Source organism: Pseudomonas chlororaphis subsp. chlororaphis (genome assembly GCF_003945765.1).
GTDB lineage: Bacteria > Pseudomonadota > Gammaproteobacteria > Pseudomonadales > Pseudomonadaceae > Aquipseudomonas > Aquipseudomonas chlororaphis.
Genome location: NZ_CP027712.1, coordinates 2,795,576 through 2,813,943 on the forward strand (window position 1 = coordinate 2,795,576; position 18,368 = coordinate 2,813,943).

General features: G+C 65.3%; 14 protein-coding genes and 1 pseudogene. 12 read left to right on the plus strand and 3 right to left on the minus strand.

What is annotated here, in order from left to right; all coding sequences use genetic code 11:
• Positions 1–50: 50 nt before the first annotated feature.
• A complete protein-coding gene (locus C4K27_RS12920; protein WP_053260747.1) occupies positions 51–494 on the plus strand; it encodes a hypothetical protein in 444 nt (147 codons plus the stop codon).
• 1 nt (position 495) lies between these two features.
• Here C4K27_RS12920 and C4K27_RS12925 read toward each other — a convergent pair.
• Positions 496–1,513: pseudogene (locus C4K27_RS12925) on the minus strand (DMT family transporter).
• A 15-nt stretch (positions 1,514–1,528) separates the two neighbouring features.
• Here C4K27_RS12925 and C4K27_RS12930 point away from each other — a divergent pair.
• From C4K27_RS12930 to C4K27_RS12980, 11 genes are all read left to right on the plus strand, one after another.
• Positions 1,529–2,092: a helix-turn-helix domain-containing protein gene (locus C4K27_RS12930; protein WP_009043403.1), complete on the plus strand. Its 564-nt coding sequence runs from the start codon at positions 1,529–1,531 to the stop codon at positions 2,090–2,092.
• A 172-nt stretch (positions 2,093–2,264) separates the two neighbouring features.
• Positions 2,265–3,467, plus strand: a complete 1,203-nt coding sequence (locus C4K27_RS12935) for an SfnB family sulfur acquisition oxidoreductase (protein WP_053260749.1) — start codon at positions 2,265–2,267, stop codon at positions 3,465–3,467.
• Between the two features lie 10 nt (positions 3,468–3,477).
• Positions 3,478–3,954, plus strand: a complete 477-nt coding sequence (locus C4K27_RS12940; protein WP_053260750.1) for an acyl-CoA dehydrogenase — start codon at positions 3,478–3,480, stop codon at positions 3,952–3,954.
• Positions 3,954–5,372 (plus strand): LLM class flavin-dependent oxidoreductase, encoded by a 1,419-nt coding sequence (locus C4K27_RS12945; RefSeq protein ID WP_053260751.1) that lies wholly within the window; start codon positions 3,954–3,956, stop codon positions 5,370–5,372. Before C4K27_RS12940 ends, C4K27_RS12945 begins: the two co-directional genes overlap by 1 nt.
• Positions 5,373–5,538: 166 nt before the next feature.
• Entirely contained in the window at positions 5,539–6,528 is a 990-nt protein-coding gene (locus C4K27_RS12950; protein WP_053260752.1) for an AMP-binding protein, read from the plus strand.
• A complete protein-coding gene (locus tag C4K27_RS12955; RefSeq protein WP_007923895.1) occupies positions 6,525–7,301 on the plus strand; it encodes an ABC transporter ATP-binding protein in 777 nt (258 codons plus the stop codon). The genes C4K27_RS12950 and C4K27_RS12955 overlap by 4 nt, the downstream gene beginning before the upstream one ends.
• Complete coding sequence (locus C4K27_RS12960; protein ID WP_053260753.1) at positions 7,301–8,182, plus strand: branched-chain amino acid ABC transporter permease; 882 nt, start codon at positions 7,301–7,303, stop codon at positions 8,180–8,182. The genes C4K27_RS12955 and C4K27_RS12960 overlap by 1 nt, the downstream gene beginning before the upstream one ends.
• A gap of 4 nt (positions 8,183–8,186) precedes the next feature.
• The gene (locus C4K27_RS12965) at positions 8,187–9,236 is read left to right on the plus strand and encodes a branched-chain amino acid ABC transporter permease (RefSeq protein WP_053260754.1); all 1,050 of its coding nucleotides are present in this window, start codon (positions 8,187–8,189) and stop codon (positions 9,234–9,236) included.
• A 26-nt stretch (positions 9,237–9,262) separates the two neighbouring features.
• Positions 9,263–10,603, plus strand: a complete 1,341-nt coding sequence (locus C4K27_RS12970; protein ID WP_053260755.1) for an ABC transporter substrate-binding protein — start codon at positions 9,263–9,265, stop codon at positions 10,601–10,603.
• Positions 10,604–10,606: 3 nt separating this feature from the next.
• On the plus strand, positions 10,607–11,374 hold the full coding sequence (locus tag C4K27_RS12975) for an ABC transporter ATP-binding protein (protein WP_053260756.1): 768 nt from the start codon (positions 10,607–10,609) through the stop codon (positions 11,372–11,374).
• A gap of 14 nt (positions 11,375–11,388) precedes the next feature.
• Positions 11,389–12,825, plus strand: coding sequence for an FAD/NAD(P)-binding protein (locus tag C4K27_RS12980; protein WP_053260757.1), 1,437 nt, complete (start codon positions 11,389–11,391; stop codon positions 12,823–12,825).
• Between the two features lie 106 nt (positions 12,826–12,931).
• On the opposite strand, the gene C4K27_RS12985 is transcribed toward C4K27_RS12980, so the two are convergent.
• Complete coding sequence (locus tag C4K27_RS12985) at positions 12,932–14,038, minus strand: Gfo/Idh/MocA family protein (protein WP_053260758.1); 1,107 nt, start codon at positions 14,036–14,038, stop codon at positions 12,932–12,934.
• A 197-nt stretch (positions 14,039–14,235) separates the two neighbouring features.
• Positions 14,236–17,967, minus strand: a complete 3,732-nt coding sequence (locus tag C4K27_RS12990) for an autotransporter domain-containing protein (protein ID WP_053260759.1) — start codon at positions 17,965–17,967, stop codon at positions 14,236–14,238.
• Positions 17,968–18,368: the final 401 nt, after the last annotated feature.

Consider the following 18,368-nt stretch of genomic DNA (forward strand, 5'->3'; position numbering starts at 1 on the left):
TCGCGCCCCTCGGCAACGGACCCGCTTGAAAGGAAGCAGACAGGCCCTTTATGACCCTCGGACCCTTTACCCGCAAAACCCTCGCCAGCCTGCTGTTGATGGCCTTCGGCGGCTGGATCGTCTGGCTGTGGCTGACCCTGGCCGGGCCCACTGCCGGCATGAGCCGCTTCAAGACCCTGGAACCCTTGTCGATCGAGGGGCAAACAGCGGCGGCCTTGCCCGCCGGCACCGTGCTCTATTACGACACCGGCTTTGCCGAGGGCCATGGCCGTTACCTGGTGTACTTCTATCACAAGGGCGTCATTGCCCAGGAAGCCTTGCCCAAGGCCTTCTGGCCGGGACAGGAGCGGATCAGCCCCTTGTGGTTGTGGAATATCGATCCCGAGCAGGTCCCGGATAAAACCATGACGCGAGAAGACATTGTCGCCGCCATACAGGCCGGCCAGCTGTCCCGGCAGGAGCTGGCGGCCATCCTCCAATCGTTGCCGCGCTAGCTCAGCGTTGCGAGTCCGCGGTCTCATCCAGCCGATCCGCCTCGACCACTTCGCCGCTCTTACCCTTGGTCTTCAACTCGCTGACGATCACCGCCGCGACGATCAGCGCGCCGCCCAGCAGGGCCAGGGCCGGCAGGCGTTCGCCGGCGATGCGCCCGACCAGCCCGGCCCATACCGGTTCGCCGGCGTAGATCAGGGTGGCGCGGGTCGGCGAGACGCTTTTCTGCGCCCAGTTCATCGCTACCTGGATCGCCGCGCTGGCGGCGCCCAGGCCCAGGGCGCTGGCCAGCAGCAGCCAGGAAAAGTCCGGGATGGCTTCCTGGGTCGGCACTACCATCAGGAACGACAGCACCGAGGTCGCGGCCAGTTGTACTACTGTGACCCGGCGCACATCGACCTGGCCGGCATAGGTGCTGATCAGGATGATTTCCGCGGCGATGGCCACGGTGCTGATCAGGGTGGCGATTTCCCCCGGGCTGAAGTCCAGCGCGGCGCCGCTGGGCCCGGAGAGCAGCATCAGGCCGGTGAAGGCCAGCATGATGCCGATGCTCGGCATCAGCCCCGGGCGCTTGCCCATGAACAGCCATTGCAGCAGCGGCACGAAGGGCACGTACAGCGCGGTGATAAAGGCCGACTGGCTGCTGGGAATGGTTTGCAGGCCCACGGTCTGCAGGCCGTAGCCAAGCATGATGGCGGTGCCGATGAAGACCCCGGCCTTGAGTTCGAACAGGGTCAGCCCGCGCAGGCTGCGCAGGGAGAACAGCCCGACGATGCAGGCCGCCGCGGCGAACCGCAGGCCGACAAAGAACATCGGGCCGCTGACGGTCATGGCGTGCTGCACCGTGAGAAAGGTGCCGCCCCAGACCATGGTGATCAGCACCAGCGCGCACTCGGCTTTGCTCAGTTTGAGGAAGAAGGAAGAAGATTTGCAGGAGTTCACCGACGTCATGCCCTTGCGTGCTACCCGGGGCGGCCGCACAATGCGCCGCGAAGTTGGGCAGTATACTGCGCAAACCCATACAGTGAGCAATATAGTGCACAAAGATCCTGGGCAGCGCGCTTCCGTGCTGCAGCATGTCAGTCACAACGTCCGGCGCCTGCGCCACGCCGCCGAGCTGAGCCAGAGCGCCCTGGCGGAAAAGTCCGGGGTCAGCCGGCGCATGCTGGTGGCCATCGAGGCCGGTGAGAAGAATGTCAGCCTCAGCACCCTGGACCGGGTGGCCGAAGCCCTGGACGTGGCCTTCAGCGACCTGATCCAGGCCCCCGATGCCCGCGACCCGAGCCGGATCAACGAGCTGGCCTGGGCCGGGCTGATTCCCGGGAGCAAGGCGGTGCTGCTGGCCAAGGCCAACGCCTGCCGCGAAGTGGAGCTGTGGGAGTGGCGCCTGGAGCCGGGCGAGCAATACCTGTCGGAACCGGACGCCGAAGGCTGGAGCGAGCAGCTGTATGTCTTCGAGGGTTGCCTGACCCTGGTCCTGGGTGAACAGGAGCGGCGCCTGGACAGCGGCGAGTTCTTCATGTTCGCCAGCAACCTGCCGCATGCCTATCGCAACGATGGGGCGGTGGCGGTGCGTTTTGTGCGCAACGTGGTGATCTGAGCACTGTTGCCTGGGCAACAGTGCTTGAACATTTTGCCTGTTTTCAATTGATGCTATTTCTTATGAGTGTAAATCAACTTATTGATTTATAAGACTTATAGTCTTCGGCACGACTTCTGCAATCTCCAGGTCAGAACGGATCTTCCGCATTCGACAGGACCTGGAGTCGGCCATGACAGCCACTGCTCAACCCACCCGAACCGCCCACATCATCCACTCCGACGCCGAGGCCATCGCCGTCGCCCGGACCCTGGCCGAACGTTTCGCCGTCGAGGCCAGCGTGCGCGATCGCGAGCGGCGCCTGCCGTTCGCCGAGCTGGATGAGTTCTCCGCCAGCGGCCTGTGGGGCATCACCATTCCCAAGGCTTACGGGGGCGCCGGGGTGTCCTACGTGACGGTGGCGGAGGTGATCAAGATCATTTCCGCCGCCGACTCGTCCCTTGGCCAGCTGCCGCAGAACCACCTGGGTGTGCTCGACATCCTGCTGCAGACCGCCAGCGAGGAGCAGAAGCGCTATTACTTCGCCAAGGTGCTGCAGGGTTATCGCTTCGGCAATGCGTTCTCCGAAGCCGGCAGCAAGCATGCCGGCGCCTTCGAGACCCGCATTCGTTTCAACGGCGACGGCGCGCGGATCGACGGCGAGAAGTTCTACTGCACCGGTGCCTTGTTCGCCCACATCGTGCCGGCGGTGGCGGTCGACGAAGAGAACAAGGCGTTCATCGCCTTTATCGAGCGGGACAACCCCGGCCTGACGGTGATCGACAGCTGGGACGGTTTCGGCCAGCGCACCACCGCCAGCGGCGGCGTCACCCTCGACGCGGTGCAGGTGCCGCTGAGCGCGGTGATCCCGGCCCATCGCGCGTTCGACGAACCCACCGCCGACGGGCCGATCTCGCAGATCATCCAGGCGGCGGTGGACACCGGCCTGGCAGTCGGCGCCCTGGAAGAAGCCAAGCGCCACGCGCGCCAGTCGCGTCCCTGGATCGACAGTGGCCAGGATCATGGCTGGCAGGACCCGTTCACTATCGCCGCCATCGGTGACCTGGAATGGCGGGTGCACGGCACCGAGGCGATCCTGGAAAAAGCCGGCCTGGCCATCGACCGGGCACTGCGCGAACCCAACGAAGACAGCGTGGCCCAGGCCTCGGTGGTGGTGGCGCAAGCCAAGGTGCTGTCGGCACAAAGCGCCTTGCTCGCCAGCAGCAAGCTGTTCGAGCTGGCCGGCACCCGCTCGGTGCTGGGCAAGTACAACCTCGACCGCTACTGGCGCAACGCGCGGACCCACACCCTGCACGACCCGGCGCGCTGGAAATACCACCTGATCGGCAACTTCCTGCTCAACGGCGTCAAGCCGGCCCGCCACGCCTGGAACTGAGGAATCGCCCATGAACGCATTGAGCCAAGCCACCGCCCATGAAACACCCGCCGATGAACAGGCCGAGCACAGCCACGACGACCTGCGCCGCGCCCGCGAGCTGCTGCAATCGACCCTCAAGTTTGTCCGTGAGCAGGCCAAACCCTGGCCCGGCAGCGGCCTGGCCCGAGCCAGCGACGACCCTTATGTGATCAGCCGCTTTGGCGACCTGCTGATCCGTATCGAAGTCGCCGCCGCCTTGCAGGAACGGGCGCAATCGCTGCTCGCCAGGGAGCACGACGTCGCCGAAATCGGCGTGGCCCAGGCCGAGGCGGCCATCGCCAGCCGCGAGGCCTTGCTCGCGGTGAGCAACGCCGAGTTCGAGCTGACCGGCCGGCGCAGCCCGCTGCCCGCCGCGCAGGGTGAGCCCTTGCGCTGGAAATACCCGTTGATCGGCAACTACCGCCTCAACGGCGTGGTGCCGCCCAGTTTCAGGAGTGCGGTTTGATGGCCCGGGAAATCCGTCTCAACGCGTTCGACATGAACTGTGTCGGCCATCAGTCGCCGGGCCTGTGGGCCCACCCCCGGGATCGCTCCTGGCAATACAAGGACCTCGAATACTGGACCGACCTGGCACGGATCCTCGAACGCGGCAAGTTCGATGGCCTGTTTATCGCCGATGTGCTGGGCATCTACGACGTCTACCAGGGCAACGGCGAGGCGGCGATCCGCCAGGCGGCCCAGGTGCCGGTCAACGACCCGCTGCAACTGATCCCGCCCATGGCCCTGGTCACCGAGCACCTGGGCTTCGGCCTGACCGCGTCGCTGTCGTTCGAGCATCCCTATCCCTTCGCCCGGCGTCTTTCCACACTCGACCACCTGACCCGCGGCCGCGCTGGCTGGAACATCGTCACCTCCTACCTGGAAAGCGGGGCGAAGAACCTGGGGCAGAAAGCCCAGACCGAGCACGACGCTCGCTACGACTACGCCGAGGAATACCTGGAGGTTTGCTACAAGCTCTGGGAAGGCAGCTGGGAAGAGGGCGCGGTGCTGCGCGACCGGGAACGGCGGATCTTCAGCGACCCGAGCAAGATCCATGAGATCCGCCACGTCGGCCCACACTTCCAGGTGCCGGGCATCCACCTCTGCGAGCCTTCGCCGCAACGCACCCCGGTGCTCTACCAGGCCGGGGCGTCGAGCCGTGGCAAGCAGTTCGCCGCCGAACAGGCCGAGTGCGTGTTTGTCGCCGCGCCGTCCAAGGTGCTGCTGAAGAAGACCGTGGCCGATATCCGCCGCCGCGCCGCCGAGGCCGGGCGCGATCCGGCGCAGATCCTGATCTTCAACCTGCAGACGGTGATCCTCGGCGAGACCGACGCCAAGGCCAGGGCCAAGTTCGAGGAGTACAAGTCCTGGGTCAGCTACGAGGGCGCCATGGCGCTGATTTCCGGCTGGACCGGCATCGACTTCAGCCAGTTCAAGCCTGATGAGCCGCTCAAGCATGTGCACACCAACGCCATCCAGTCGGCGGTGGAGGCCTTCTCCACGGCCGACCCGAACAAGGTCTGGACGCCCCATGAGCTGGCGGACTGGGTCGGCATCGGCGGCTTCGGCCCGCTGTTCGTCGGCAGCCCGGAAACCGTGGCCGACCTGCTCCAGGAGTGGGTCGAGGACACCGATGTGGACGGCTTCAACCTGGCCTACGCGCTGACCCACGAAACCTTTGTCGATGCCGTCGAACTGCTGGTCCCCGAGTTGCAGAAGCGCGGCGTGTACAAGACCGAATACGCCCCCGGCACCTTGCGCGAGAAACTGTTCGGCGCCGGGCCGCGCTTGCCGCAGAACCATCCGGGCAGTGCTTATCGCGATCTGGCGGCCTGGCATCGCCAGGAGCAGCAGGTGGCCTCCATCCGGATACCGTCCCTGTAGCCGCTGCCACAGGCTGCGATAGGTCCGAAGGACCTTCAGCGTCAGTGTGATCGTCACGACCTGTCGGTCGATCGCAGCCTGCGGCAGCGGCTACAGGTGCAGTGCAAGCCAAAAAACCAGCCAGCGGACCACCGCACGCTTTTGCCCAAGGAATCGAGGTCAGTCCATGAGCGTGCATGAACTCAAGCGTTCGCCCCCGGCGGACGCGCGAACACCGGAAAATACTGTGCTGCTGCCCGCGGCCCTGGAGCTGTTGCAGCACTGGGCGCAGGTCAGCCCGCTGGCCAGCGCGTTGCGTCACAAGCGCCACGGCCATTGGTACAACTGGCGCTGGATCGACGCCGCGCGGGATGTCGAGCGCCTGGCCGACGGCCTGCGCCAACAGGGTTTCGACGAAGGCTCGCGACTGGCGTTGAGCGGCCTGTTCGAGCCCAACCTGCTGCTCCTGGCCCTGGCCGCGCAACGGGTGGGCGGCCAGGTGCTGACCCTGAGCGACGAACTCGACCCGCAAGCCCTGCGCCAGGCCCTGTGGAACCTGCGCCCCAGCCATGCCTTCGTGCATTCGCGCCAGCAGTTGCTGCGTTGGGTCGCGGCCGGTGAAAACAGTATTGCCCCGCAATTGTTGATTGCCCATCAGCCTGTTCCGCGTCTGCCGCAGGGTTCGCGCCAGCCGGTGCTGGCCTTCGGCGACCTGCTCGGCAGCCGGGAAAAGCCCCAGCGCCAGAACCACTGGCGGCATCCGGCCCATGCCGCGCAGCTGTGGAGCGAGGAGGGCACGCACTGGCCGGAAGGCCTGAGGGTCTTGCTGCACCAGTGGCTGCACAGCGGCCATAGCCTGGCCTTCCCGGAAAGCCGCGGTTCGGCCAGCCGCGACCGCCGCGATGTCGCCCCCAGCGGCCTGCTGCTCTCGGGGCCTTGCCTGCAACGCCTGGCCGACGACATCGAAAGCCGCCTGGCGCCCGTGGGCAGTTGGCGCCGCCGCCTGTGCGACTGGGCCATTGCCCAGCCGCACCGCCCCCTGCAACGGCTGCTGAAGAACCGGGTGCGCCGGCTCCTGGGGTTCCAGCGCCTGGATTACATCTGGCAGGCCCCCGGCAACCCCTCGACACCTTCGGCGCCGGTGTGGCTGGCCGAATTCAAACGGAATATCGCATGAGCGCCGCCGACCCCATCCTGCAAGTCAATGCCATCTCCCTGTCGTTCAAGGGGGTGAAGGCGATCAACCAGCTGTCCTTCGCGGTCGCGCGCGGCGAGATCTGCGCGCTGATCGGGCCCAACGGCGCCGGCAAGAGCTCCTTGCTCAATATCCTCAATGGCGTCTATCGCTTCGACGCCGGCTCGATTGTCTTCGACCGCGAGGCGTTCCAGCGCATCGACCCCTTGCAGGCCGCGCGCCGGGGTATCGGCCGCACCTTCCAGAACAACGCGCTGTTCAAGAAGATGAGCGTGATCGACAACCTGCTCAGCGGCCTGTCGCGGCACACCCGCGCCCGCTTTATCGAACAGGCCCTGGGGCTGCCCCGGGCGCGGCGCGAGGCCGAGGCCCATCGGCAACTGGCCCAGGGCATTCTCGAGTTCCTCGAGTTGCAGGCGCAGCGCGATGTGCCGGTGGGCAACCTGTCCTACGGCCTGCAAAAGCGCGTCGAGCTGGGCCGGGCCCTGATCGCCGGGCCCAGCCTGTTGCTGCTGGACGAGCCCATGGCCGGGATGAACGCCGAGGAAAAACAGGACATGGCGCGTTTCATCGCCGACATCAACCGCGACCTCGGCACCACGGTGGTGCTGATCGAGCACGATATGAACGTGGTCATGGACCTGTCCGACCATGTGGTGGTGCTGGACTACGGGCGCAAGGTCGGCGACGGCACCCCGGCCGAAGTGCAGGCCGACCCCGAGGTGATCGCCGCCTACCTGGGGGCGGTGCACTGATGAGCTTTTTCTTCGAAACCCTGCTCGGCGGCCTGCTGGCCGGCACCCTGTATTCGCTGGTGGCCATCGGCTTCGTGCTGATCTACAAGGCCAGCGGCGTGTTCAATTTCGCCCAGGGCGCGATGTTGCTGTTCGCCGCACTGACCTTCGTCAGCCTGCACGACCAGGGCGTGCCCTTTGTCCTGGCGCTGCTGGCGACGGTGCTGGTGATGATCGCCGGCGCCTGGCTGATCGAGCGGCTGGTGCTGCGGCCATTGGTCAATCGTTCGCAGATCACCCTGTTCATGGCCACCCTGGGCCTGTCGTTCATCATCGAAGGCTTGGCTCAGGGGCTCATGGGCTCCCAGGTCAGGGCGCTGGACCTGGGCATCGACGACGTGCCGCTGTTCCTCGGGCCGCTGATGCTCAGCCAGTTCGACCTGATCGCCGCGACCACGGCGGTGGTGCTGGTGACGGTGCTGGCGCTGCTGTTCAACAAGACCCGGATCGGTGTGTCGCTGCGGGCGGTGGCCGACGACACCACGGCCGCGCTGTCGATCGGCATCAACCTCAACCGCATCTGGCAGATCGTCTGGGCGGTGGCCGGCATTGTCGGGCTGGTGGCCGGGCTGCTCTGGGGCGCGCGCCAGGGCGTGCAGTTCTCGCTGTCGCTGGTGGTGCTCAAGGCTTTGCCGGTGCTGATCATCGGCGGCTTCACCTCGATCGGCGGGGCGATAGTCGGCGGGCTGATCGTCGGCGCCGCGGAGAATCTGGCCGAGGTCTACATCGGCCCGCTGATCGGCGGCGGCATCACCCCCTGGTTCGCCTATGTGCTGGCCCTGGCCTTCCTTTATATCCGTCCCGCCGGCCTGTTCGGCGAGCGCGCCATCGAGCGAGTCTGAACCCATGTCCATTCCCCTGACCCAGGCCACCGCGCCTGTGCTGTTGATCCCGCGCCGCCTGCCCTGGGGCCTGGGCGGCCTGCTGTTGCTGGCCCTGGTCGGCGTGCCCCTGGTGGGCAACGACTATTGGCTCAACGCCATTCTGATCCCGTTCCTGGTGCTGTCCCTGGCCGGGCTCGGCCTCAACCTGCTCACCGGTTACACCGGCCAGACCTCGGTCGGCGCCGCCGGCTTCATGGCGGTCGGGGCCTTCGCCACTTATGGCTTCCTGCTGCGCCTGCCGGAGCTGGGCCTGCCCCTGGCGCTGCTCGGCGGCGGCTTGATCAGCGCGGCGGTGGGCTGGCTGTTCGGCCTGCCCAGTTCGCGGATCAAGGGCTTCTACCTGATGGTCACCACCCTGGCGGCGCAATTCTTCCTGGAGTGGCTGTTCGTCAAGTTTCCCTGGTTCTACAACTACGGCTCCTCGGGGACCATTTCGGCGCCCCGGCTGAGCCTGTTCGGCCATGACCTCAATACCCCGGTCGGGCGTTACCTGCTGACCCTGGCCTGCGTGCTGCTGTTGACCTGGGTCGCGCTGAACCTGGTGCGCAGCCAGGTCGGGCGCAACTGGATGGCGATTCGCGACATGGACACCGCGGCGGCGGTGATCGGCATTCCGGTGGCGCGCTACAAGCGCCTGGCGTTCGCCGTCAGTTCCTTCTACCTGGGCATCGCCGGCGCCCTGTGGGCCTTCGCCTACCTGGGCACCGCCAGCGCCAGCAGCTTCGATATCAATCGTTCGTTCCAGATCCTGTTCATCATCATTATCGGCGGCATGGGCAGCGTGGCCGGCAACTTCGTCGGCGCGGCCTTTATCAGCCTGCTGCCGATCCTGTTGAGCCACGCCGGGCAAGCCCTGTCGGGTGGTGCGGTGGATGCCGGGCAGTTGCAGAACCTGCAGAAAATCATCTTCGGCGTGCTGATCATCCTGTTCCTGATCAAGGAGCCGGAGGGCCTGGTCCGGCTGTTGGGCAATCTCCGTCAACGGCTGGGTCACTGGCCGCTGCGCTTCTGAATTCCACTCCTGAGTAGAGAGAAGATATGCGTGCATCCTTGAAACGTTCCCTGGCCGGCGTCGCGGTGGCGCTGGCGATCCTCGGCGGCGCGGCGCCCGTGGCGCAGGCCGCGGCGGACCAGCAGTTCTTTCCGCTGGCCACTTACCGGGTCGGCGCCTATGCCTCCAGCGGGGTGCAGGTGTGGGCCGGCATGATCGACTACCTGAACTACATCAATCAGGTGGAAGGCGGGATCAACGGGGTCAAGCTGGTCTGGCAGGAGTGCGAGACCGAGTGGACGGCGGAGAAGGGCATCGAGTGCTACGAGCGCTTCAAGAACGGCCTGGATGGCGCGCCGGTGGCGGTCTACCAGCCCAACGGCGCACCGGCGGCCTATGCCCTGAGCGAGCGTGCCGAGGTCGACAAGATCCCGCTGATCACCCTGGGTTACGGCCGTACCGAAGCCACCGACGGCACGCTGTTTCCCTATAACTTTCCGGTGATGCTGACCTTCTACAGCGAGGCGTCGACCCTGGTGAACTACATCGCCGAGCGCGAGGGCGGCTTCGACAAGCTCAAGGGCAAGAAGATCGCCACGGTCTACCACGATTCGGCCTATGGCCGGGAAACCCTCGGCCCGCTGAAACTGCTGGCGCAGAAGTACGGCTTCGAGAACATCCAGATTCCGGTGGCCGATCCGGGTAACGAGCAGTCGGCGCAATGGCGCCAGGTGCGCCAGCAGAACCCCGACTGGGTGTTCCTGCGCACCTGGGGCGTCTCGACCCCGGTGGCGGTGAAGACCGCCGCGCGCTTCGGCTTCCCGGTGGACCACATCATCGGCGACATCTGGGCCAGCTCCAGCGAAGATGTATTGCCGGCCGGCGCGGCGGCCAAAGGCTACCTGGCGTTGACGCCTTATCCTGCGGGAAGCGATTTCGAGATCCACCGGCGCCTCAAGCAACACATCCTCGACCAGGGCAAGAGCGACCTTGCGGACCTGAAGAACTTCGGCAGCGTGTACTACAACTCCGGGCTGGTGAACGCCGCGGTGGCGGTCGAGGCGATCCGCACCGCCCAGGGCAAGTTCGGCCAGCGCCCGCTCAATGGCGAAGAAGGCCGCTGGGGCCTGGAGCACCTGAACATCGACGACGCCCGGCTCAAGGACATGGGTTACCTGGGGTTGATGCAGAACCTCAAGCTGTCCTGCCGCGATCACGAGGGCGGCGGTTCGGCGCGGGTGCAGCAGTGGGACGGCGCCCACTGGACCCTGATCAGCGACTGGATCGCCGCCGACCGCGCCTTGCTGCGGCCGCTGATCGACGAGAAGTCGGCAGCCTTCGCCAAGGAGAAGAACCTCACGCCACGCAGCTGCACCGGGGATGAATGAAGCATGAGCCAGACCGCTCCGGCCGCCACGGCCGACGACCTGTTGCAGGTGCGCGATATCGAGGTGATCTACGACGGTGCGATTCTCGCGGTGGCCGGGGTCTCCCTGAGCGTGCCCGAGGGTGGCATAGTCGCCTTGCTGGGGGCCAACGGCGCCGGCAAGAGCACCAGCCTCAAGGCGATCTCCGGGCTGCTGCGCGCCGAGCGGGCCGAGGTCAGCCGTGGCTCGATCGCCTTTCTCGGCCAGGACAGTGCCGGCGTCGATCCCAGCCAGCGGGTGCGCCAGGGCATGGTCCATGTGCTGGAGGGGCGCCATGTGTTCCCGCAGTTGACGGTGGAGGACAACCTGCGCAGCGGCGGTTTTGTCCGTGGCTTGAGCCGCCGGGAACTGGCCGCCGACCTGGAACGTATCTACGCCTGGTTCCCGCGCCTGAAGACCAGGCGCGGCACCCGCGCCGGCCTGACCTCGGGCGGCGAGCAGCAGATGGTTGCCCTCGGCCGCGCGCTGATGACCCGGCCGCGCCTGGTGCTGCTGGACGAGCCGTCCATGGGGCTGGCGCCGATCATCGTCCAGGAGATTTTCGAAATTGTCGCGCAACTCAATCGCGAGGCGCGGGTGAGCTTCCTGATCGCTGAACAAAACATTAATGTGGCGCTCAAGTACGCCTCCAGGGCCTACGTGCTCGACACCGGGCGCGTGGCCTGGTCCGGCACGGCCGATGAACTGCTGGCCCGGGGCGATCTGCATGACTTCTACCTAGGCAGGCACTGACCCGTGAGAACCCCATGAGCCAAACACCCAACGGACAGGCGAGCGGCGCCACCCGTGATGCCGATGTGCTGATCGTCGGTGGCGGCCTGAGTGGCGCCTTGCTCGCCGCCCAACTGCTGCGCCTGCCGGGCCGGCGCCAGGTGCTGGTGATCGAGCCGCGCAGCGAGCTGGGGCGCGGCGAGGCCTACAGCGCCGTCGAACTGGGCCACACCCTGAACGGCAACGCCGCGCGCATGAGCGTCGACCCGGACAACGCCGACGACCTGACTCAATGGCTGACCGATTACATCGCCGCCGGCGGCTGGCCGGAATCGAAGCAGCAGCCCGTGCCCATCAGCGAGCTGTTTCCTCCGCGCGGAATCTTCGGCCTGTATGTCCAGCAGCGGCTGGCCGAGGCCCAGGCGATGGGCGCCTCGCAGGGCTCGACGGTGGCGCATGTGCGCGCCGAGGTGGTGGACTTGCAGGCCGATGCCGAGGGTGCCTGGCTGACCCTCAACGACGGTCAGCAACTACGCGGTGCCTTTGCCGTGCTGGCCACCGGCATGTTCCCGGCGGCACGTACGCCGCAGACCGAATCCAGCGGCCTCAACGCCGCCGCGCTGGACCCCTGGGACGTTTCGGCCATGAGCCGGCTCGACCCGCAGGCCACGGTGCTGATCATCGGCTCCGGGCTGACCATGGTCGACGCCGTGGTGTCCCTGGAGCAGGCCGGGCATCGCGGGCCGATCGAGGTGTTCTCGCGCCACGGCCTGTTGCCCCATGTGCGGCGCCAGCCACCGGCCTGGGTCGACTTCCTCGCCGAGGATCCCAGCCTGCGCAGCCCGCGCCAGTTGCTGCGCGAGTTGCGTCGGCAATGTCGCCAGGCGCTGGCGGAGGGCGTGGACTGGCAGGCGCCGCTGGACACGGTGCGCGCCCATATCGGGCGCTTGTGGAGCCAGGCCACGGACGTGCAGCGCCGGCAGTTCGTGCGCCATGTGCGGCCGTGGTGGGAAAGCCATCACCACCGTTCGCCGCCGCTGAGCGCCGAGCTGGTGGCGCGTTTGCACGGGGAAGGGCGGTTGCGCATCCAGGCGGCCTCGTTCAAGGGCCTGGAGCCTTCGGCGGATGGGCGTCTGGCGATTGGCATCCGTCGCCGTGGCGAAGCGCAAACCCGCTGGGTCGCGGGGGATGCGCTGATCAACTCCAGCGGCATCGAATACGACTGGCGCCGGGTCGCCCGGCCGTTGCCGCAGCAACTGCTGGCCCGTGGCCTGATCACGCCGGGGCCGCTGGCCCTGGGGATTTGGGCCGACAGCGGTGGCGCGGTGGTGGATGCCGAAGGGCAGGTTGCCCGCCGGCTGTTCGCCATGGGCCCGCCGTTGCGCGGCATGTGGTGGGAAAGCACCGCGGTGACCGACGTGGCCAGCCAGGCCAAGGCGTTGGCCGCACGTCTAGCGGTATTACCCTTGTAGCCGCTGCCGCAGGCTGCGAACGGCTGCGCAGCAGACGCCGCGATCCTGAGGCCGCCAAGCAAGCTCCTGCGGACCTTTTTGCAGCTTCGCCTTGGCTCAGCAGCGGCTACAGGGTCACCCAGCGCTGTTCGGCGGCGGCAAGGCGAATCGCCGCCGCCAGGCGCTCGACCTGCCAGGCCTCGGCGAAATCCGTCCCGCCTTGCCCCTGGCCGCCCAGCGCCATGATCAGCTCATGCACCTCCAGGGTCTTGAGCTCGTTGTAGCCCAGTTGATGCCCCGGGGCCGGGCTGAAGGCGGCGTAGCCGGGCAGGGCGGGCCCGGCCAGCAGGCGTTGAAAGCCGCTATCACCGGCACGGTACAGGCGCAGTTCGTTGAGACGCTCCTGGTCGAAGGCCAGGGTGCCGCGGGTGCCGCTGATCTCGAAACTCAGGTGGTTCTTGTAGCCATGCTTGAGCCAGCTGCTGCTGAAGGTCCCGCGGGCACCGCTGGCGAAACGCAGCAGGGCATGGGCCTGGTCGTCCACGGTGATCGGGCGCTGCTCCTGGCTGCCGGCGCTGGCCGGGCGCTGGTGGTGCACGGTCTGGCTGTCGGCGCAGACCGCCTCGACCTCGCCCAGCAGATAACGCGCCATGGCCAGCAGGTGGCTGCCCAGGTCGGCCAGGGCGCCGCCGGCGTGCTGCGGGTCGCAGCGCCAGGAGAAGGGCGAGGCCGGGTCGGCCATGAAGTCTTCGCTGAACTCGCCCTGGAAGCTGACGATCTGTCCCAGTTCGCCGCTGTCGATCAGCGCCTTGGCCTGCACGATCATCGGGTTGTGCTGGTAGTTGTAGCCGACCCGGGTGACTACCCCGGCGGCCTGGGCCGCGTGCTGCATTTGCTGCGCCTGTTCGACGCTGACCGCCAGGGGCTTTTCGCAATACACCGCCTTGCCGGCCTTCAGGGCGGCCATGGCCATGGGGAAGTGCAGGTGATTGGGTGTGGTGATCGCCACCAGGTCGACCCTGGGGTCGTCGATCAACCGTTGCCAGTCGCCGTGGGCCTGGGCAAAACCCCAGGCCGCGGCGCAACGTTCGGCGCGCTGGCGATCGGCATCGGCCAGCGCCGCCAGGTGCAGGCGCACCGGCAACTCGAACACCGCGCTGACATTACGGAACGCCAACGCATGGGCCCGGCCCATGAAGCCCGTGCCGATCAAGCCTATTCCCAGTTCACCCATCGCCGACCCCTTGCAGAATTGTTGTTGTAAGGAATGCTCTTTATGGAATAAAAATTCCGTAATTGCAATCTATGGAATAAATTTTCAGCGACGCGCCGCTGCTGCTCGGCAACCCGGCCGGGAAAAGCCGAAGGGCGTAAATAAAAAAGGGTGCAATGAACAGTCATTGCACCCATGGGCCGATCACCTGGACAGGGTCAGAACTGGAAGGTGAACCCCAGGTTGACCGAGCTGCCACCGCCATGGTCGGACACCAGCCCGGTGTAGTTCAGCGACACCAGGGTGTCTTTGCTCATGGCCATTTCCGCAGCGGCCTTGACCACCGCGCCATCGCGAGACACCGGCACGCCGTTCACCGCAAAGGCCGCCGCACTGCCGGCAAATTTCAATGAGGTTTCACGATCCAGGTCGCCGTACTGGTGTTCCCAGCCCAGCTCGCCACGCAAGGTCACCGAGCGGGTGGCGCTCACCGGCAATTGCGTATGACCTCGCAGGCCAAGGGTCGAGAGCGTGGCGTCCTGGCTTTGCTTGCTGCCATGCAAGGCTGCTGCCCCGCCGCGTTCCTTGAACGAGTCATTCTGGAAGTTGATGTAGCTGAGGTTGGCGAAGGGCTCGAAAGCCGCCCACCGGGTGTAGCCGATTTCGCCGAACACCTGATCGGTACGCGCGTTGTAGTTGGCTTTTTCATGGCTCGACTGGTTGCCGTACGCCACGTCACGGGAAGTGTCGAAGCGGTGCCAGGTGGTGGCTCCGCCGAGGCGCAGGGCGATGCTGTCGAAACGTTTGCCGCCATAGATCGACAGGTGATAGTTGTCGCTGTCGGCGGAAGTCCTGGAGGCTCCGTTCAGATCGGTCCTGGTGTAGCCGGTTGCCGCACCGACGCGCCAGCCATCGCCGACGTCGGTGTCCAGGCCGAGCAGGACGCCGGTGGTGGAAGTGTTGTAGCGCGTGGCGTTGTGATCGGCGTCGACTTGCCTGTGGCCGCCGAGCAATTGTACCCAGCCACCATTGCTGCTGGCCTGGATATCCATATCGGTATCCAGGACCTGAGCCTGTTGCAGGCGGCCGTTGACTGCGTCACGCAGGTAACGGCTGTCAGCGATCTGCGCAGCGGCGATGTCGGAGTGCACCTGGCCATCGAGCTGGTTGAAGGCTTGTCGCGCCAGTTCCGCCGAGTCGGAGGCCAGGATGCTCTCGTACACCGGATTACCTGCGCTCAATGTGTCGATGGCGCTGGCGACGGCACGCTCGTTACGGGTCAAGGCTACGCTGGCGAACGCGGTCTGGTTGCGGTAGATGCCCAGGTTCAGCTGGTTCGGCTGGTAGTTCAGGCGGGTGTCGAGGAACAAGAAACTGGGGGCGACGGAAGCGAACTGGCCGTTGATACCCTGGCTGGCGCTGAGGATGTTGAACTGCTGGCCCAGGTAGCTGCTGGCCTGGGCCGCAGACAGCAGGTTGGGGCTGTTTTCCATGGAGAGGGTGACCTGTCCGCCGTTGAGAGTAGCCACGCCCGTGCTCTGGAGGGTGTCGGTCTGCCCGTTGGCGGCGACTTCCACCGCGTACACCGAACCCGGGTTGAACGTGACGTCGCCGGTGTGCAGGGTGCCGACCGAATGGCCGGGGGCCACGGTACCGCCGTTGTTCACCAGCAGGGTGCCGATGCTGCCGTTACCCGCCAGGGTGCCGCCGATACGGGTGACCACCTGGTTATTGGCATCGACGGTGCCCACGGCGCTGCCATCGACCGTCACGCTGGAGGTCAATCTGCCGTCCACCGAGAGCTTGCCGCCACGGACCCAGGTACTGCCCGAATAGCTGCTTTGACCGTCGAGTACCAGTTCCCCATCCCCGGACTTTGTCAGGCTGCCGACATAGGTCTGGCCGGTCAGCGGGTCCAGGCCGCGGGTCAGCGTTGCCTGTTCCCGGGCCATGCCGATCTGGTACTGGAATTGATCGTCCGCCGAGGCCCCGGCCGGTAGACCGTTGACCCAGCCTTTGTGCTGCTTGATCGCGCTCCAGGTGGCCTGTTCGGCGGCGTCTTCGCTGCGTCGGGCACGGATCGCTTCGTCGGAGATGTCGTTGGCCCAGATATCGCGGGTGCCGGCGGGCAGCGCCACGGCCAGTGCACCGACGAACTGTCCCGGGCCCTGCATGGCCTTTTTCAGGTTGGGCAGGCCCCAGCCGTTGACCACCCCTGGCACCTGCGGGGTGCCGGGAGCGGCGTCGTGCACCGGTTGCAGGTTGTCGTAGGTGCGTCCGCCCGTCCGGTCGCCGACCGGGGTGTCGGGGCCGTCCGGGGTTTGCAGGGTGGAGGTGGTCAGCAAGACATCGCGGGCCTGGCTCGCGGTCATGTAGGGAAAGCGCTGGATCACCAGGGCCAGTGCGCCGGAAACGCTGGGGGCGGCCGCCGAGGTGCCGTTGGCGTTGGGGATGATCTCGCCTTCCGGTCCTGCGGACGGAATGCCGGAAACCCCCATGACGCACCACCACTTGGAAGTGCCGCAGCGGTTGTAGACCTGGGCGCCGCTCTCGTCATAACCGGTGATGGACAGCCACTTGGATTCCAGGTCCGGCTTGAAATAGGGGAGGTTGGCGTTGGTGTCCGGGTTGGCGCCATGGCTGTCGTTGCCGGCGGAGATGATCTGGATGAACGAGTACTGCCGGCCGGCGTCGGCCATGGCATCCATCCAGGTCTTCTGGCCCGCGTGGGCCTTGTCCCAGAACGGCCGGTAGGCGGCGGTCATGTCCCTGAGGATAGCCTCCGGGCTGTCGCCGACAGTGCCGAAGTGGTTCTCTACGTCATTACGCGAGTTCTGCCCCCAGCTCTGGTTGACGATCGACACTTTTTTCGCCGCCAGCGCGTCGTAGCTGGCCATGAAGGCGTTGTAGTCGAGGTCGTTGGAGCCTTGATAACGGTCGTTGTCGCTGCCGCCGGTGTTGGCCACGAACAGATTGGCGTCGAAGGCGATGCCGTGCATGCCGGTACCATTGCGACTGGCCGCCAGTACTCCGGACATTTCCGTGCCGTGGCCGTCGTTGAAGCTCGGGTCGTACTCACCCGCAATACTGAAGTGCTCACCTTTGTGGAACTCGCCGGCCGGCACCTCCAACCGATAGCGCGGATGGGTTGCGTAGTATTCGCCGGTAGAGGTGACCGCCTGCACACGGTTTTCGCCTGTGGCGTTCTTGCCCTGGAATTCCGAATGTTCACTGAGGATGCCCGAGTCCAGCACGCCGACGTTTACCCCTTTCCCGGTGATACCCAGGGCATAGGCGTAATAGGCGTTGGTCCGGTCCAGGCCGGAGTTGACCTGGGCTTCCGGAGTCTTCCAGGTTTGCGCGTTATTGCTCCAGTTGCCGGTCGCGGCGGACCATGACTGTCCGGCATTGAGTTGTTTGTGCAGGTCCGTGGCCACGCCCGGCTCTATATAGGTATAAGGTTGGGCCGCCGGCAGGTTGGCAATAATCGCTTGGGCGAAGTCGAATATGTTCTGGGTATAACGGCCGGAGTTGCTGAACAGGCGGCTTTTATAACGATCCAGATTGTTGTTGTAATCAAGTGGCTTGCTCGTATCGCCGAGCATTGCACTGATCGACAGGTTTTCCGTCTGCAACTCGTAGTTCTGCTGGAGCAGCGAGTCGAACTTTGTCGATTGTGCGGCAAACTCTTTGGCTGCCAGGTCCAGGGTATTGCCTACACCAAAACGCAAGTTGGTATACACGGCGGTACCCGGCGCGAACGACGCAGCGGCTTTCCTGAATGCAGCCTCCAAGACCTGGGGTGTATAGGGCGAGCCGGTGGGCGGATTATCTGCCAGAGCCATCTGGCCCTGACCCAGCCACAAGGCGATGGCCATTGCGACAGGGCTCAGGGAAGCTGGTTTTAAGCGGTTGCTGCGTTTGTCTGAATCGATACCTGCTACGTCCATGTTCCTTTTCCTTGAGATATGTCCTTGGTCGAAACTGATGTTTCGATCTCTTGTAATAGGCAGGGCTTAAATGATGGGCTGAAACAAAGGTGCTGTTTAGAAGCACGTGGTGTGCTTATTGTTTTTTACTGAGCAATAGCAAGTTCAGTCTCGGTTATCGTTACTGTATCGCTTGATACTCACTAGGTGGTACATATTGGGAAGTCGATAATCAACGAATGGTCAGTTGTTGATCCTCAAGTTGTTTTTCTTTAAGGCACACATCAATCTCCGCTGTTTTCAAACAATGGTTTTCATATGAGTGGTGTTGCAGAAAAATAACTGCGAGAGGGTTATAGCATGACAAATGAGCTTGTAACAAAATATTTATAGAGTGCTACGAGCTTGATACCAGAACTGTG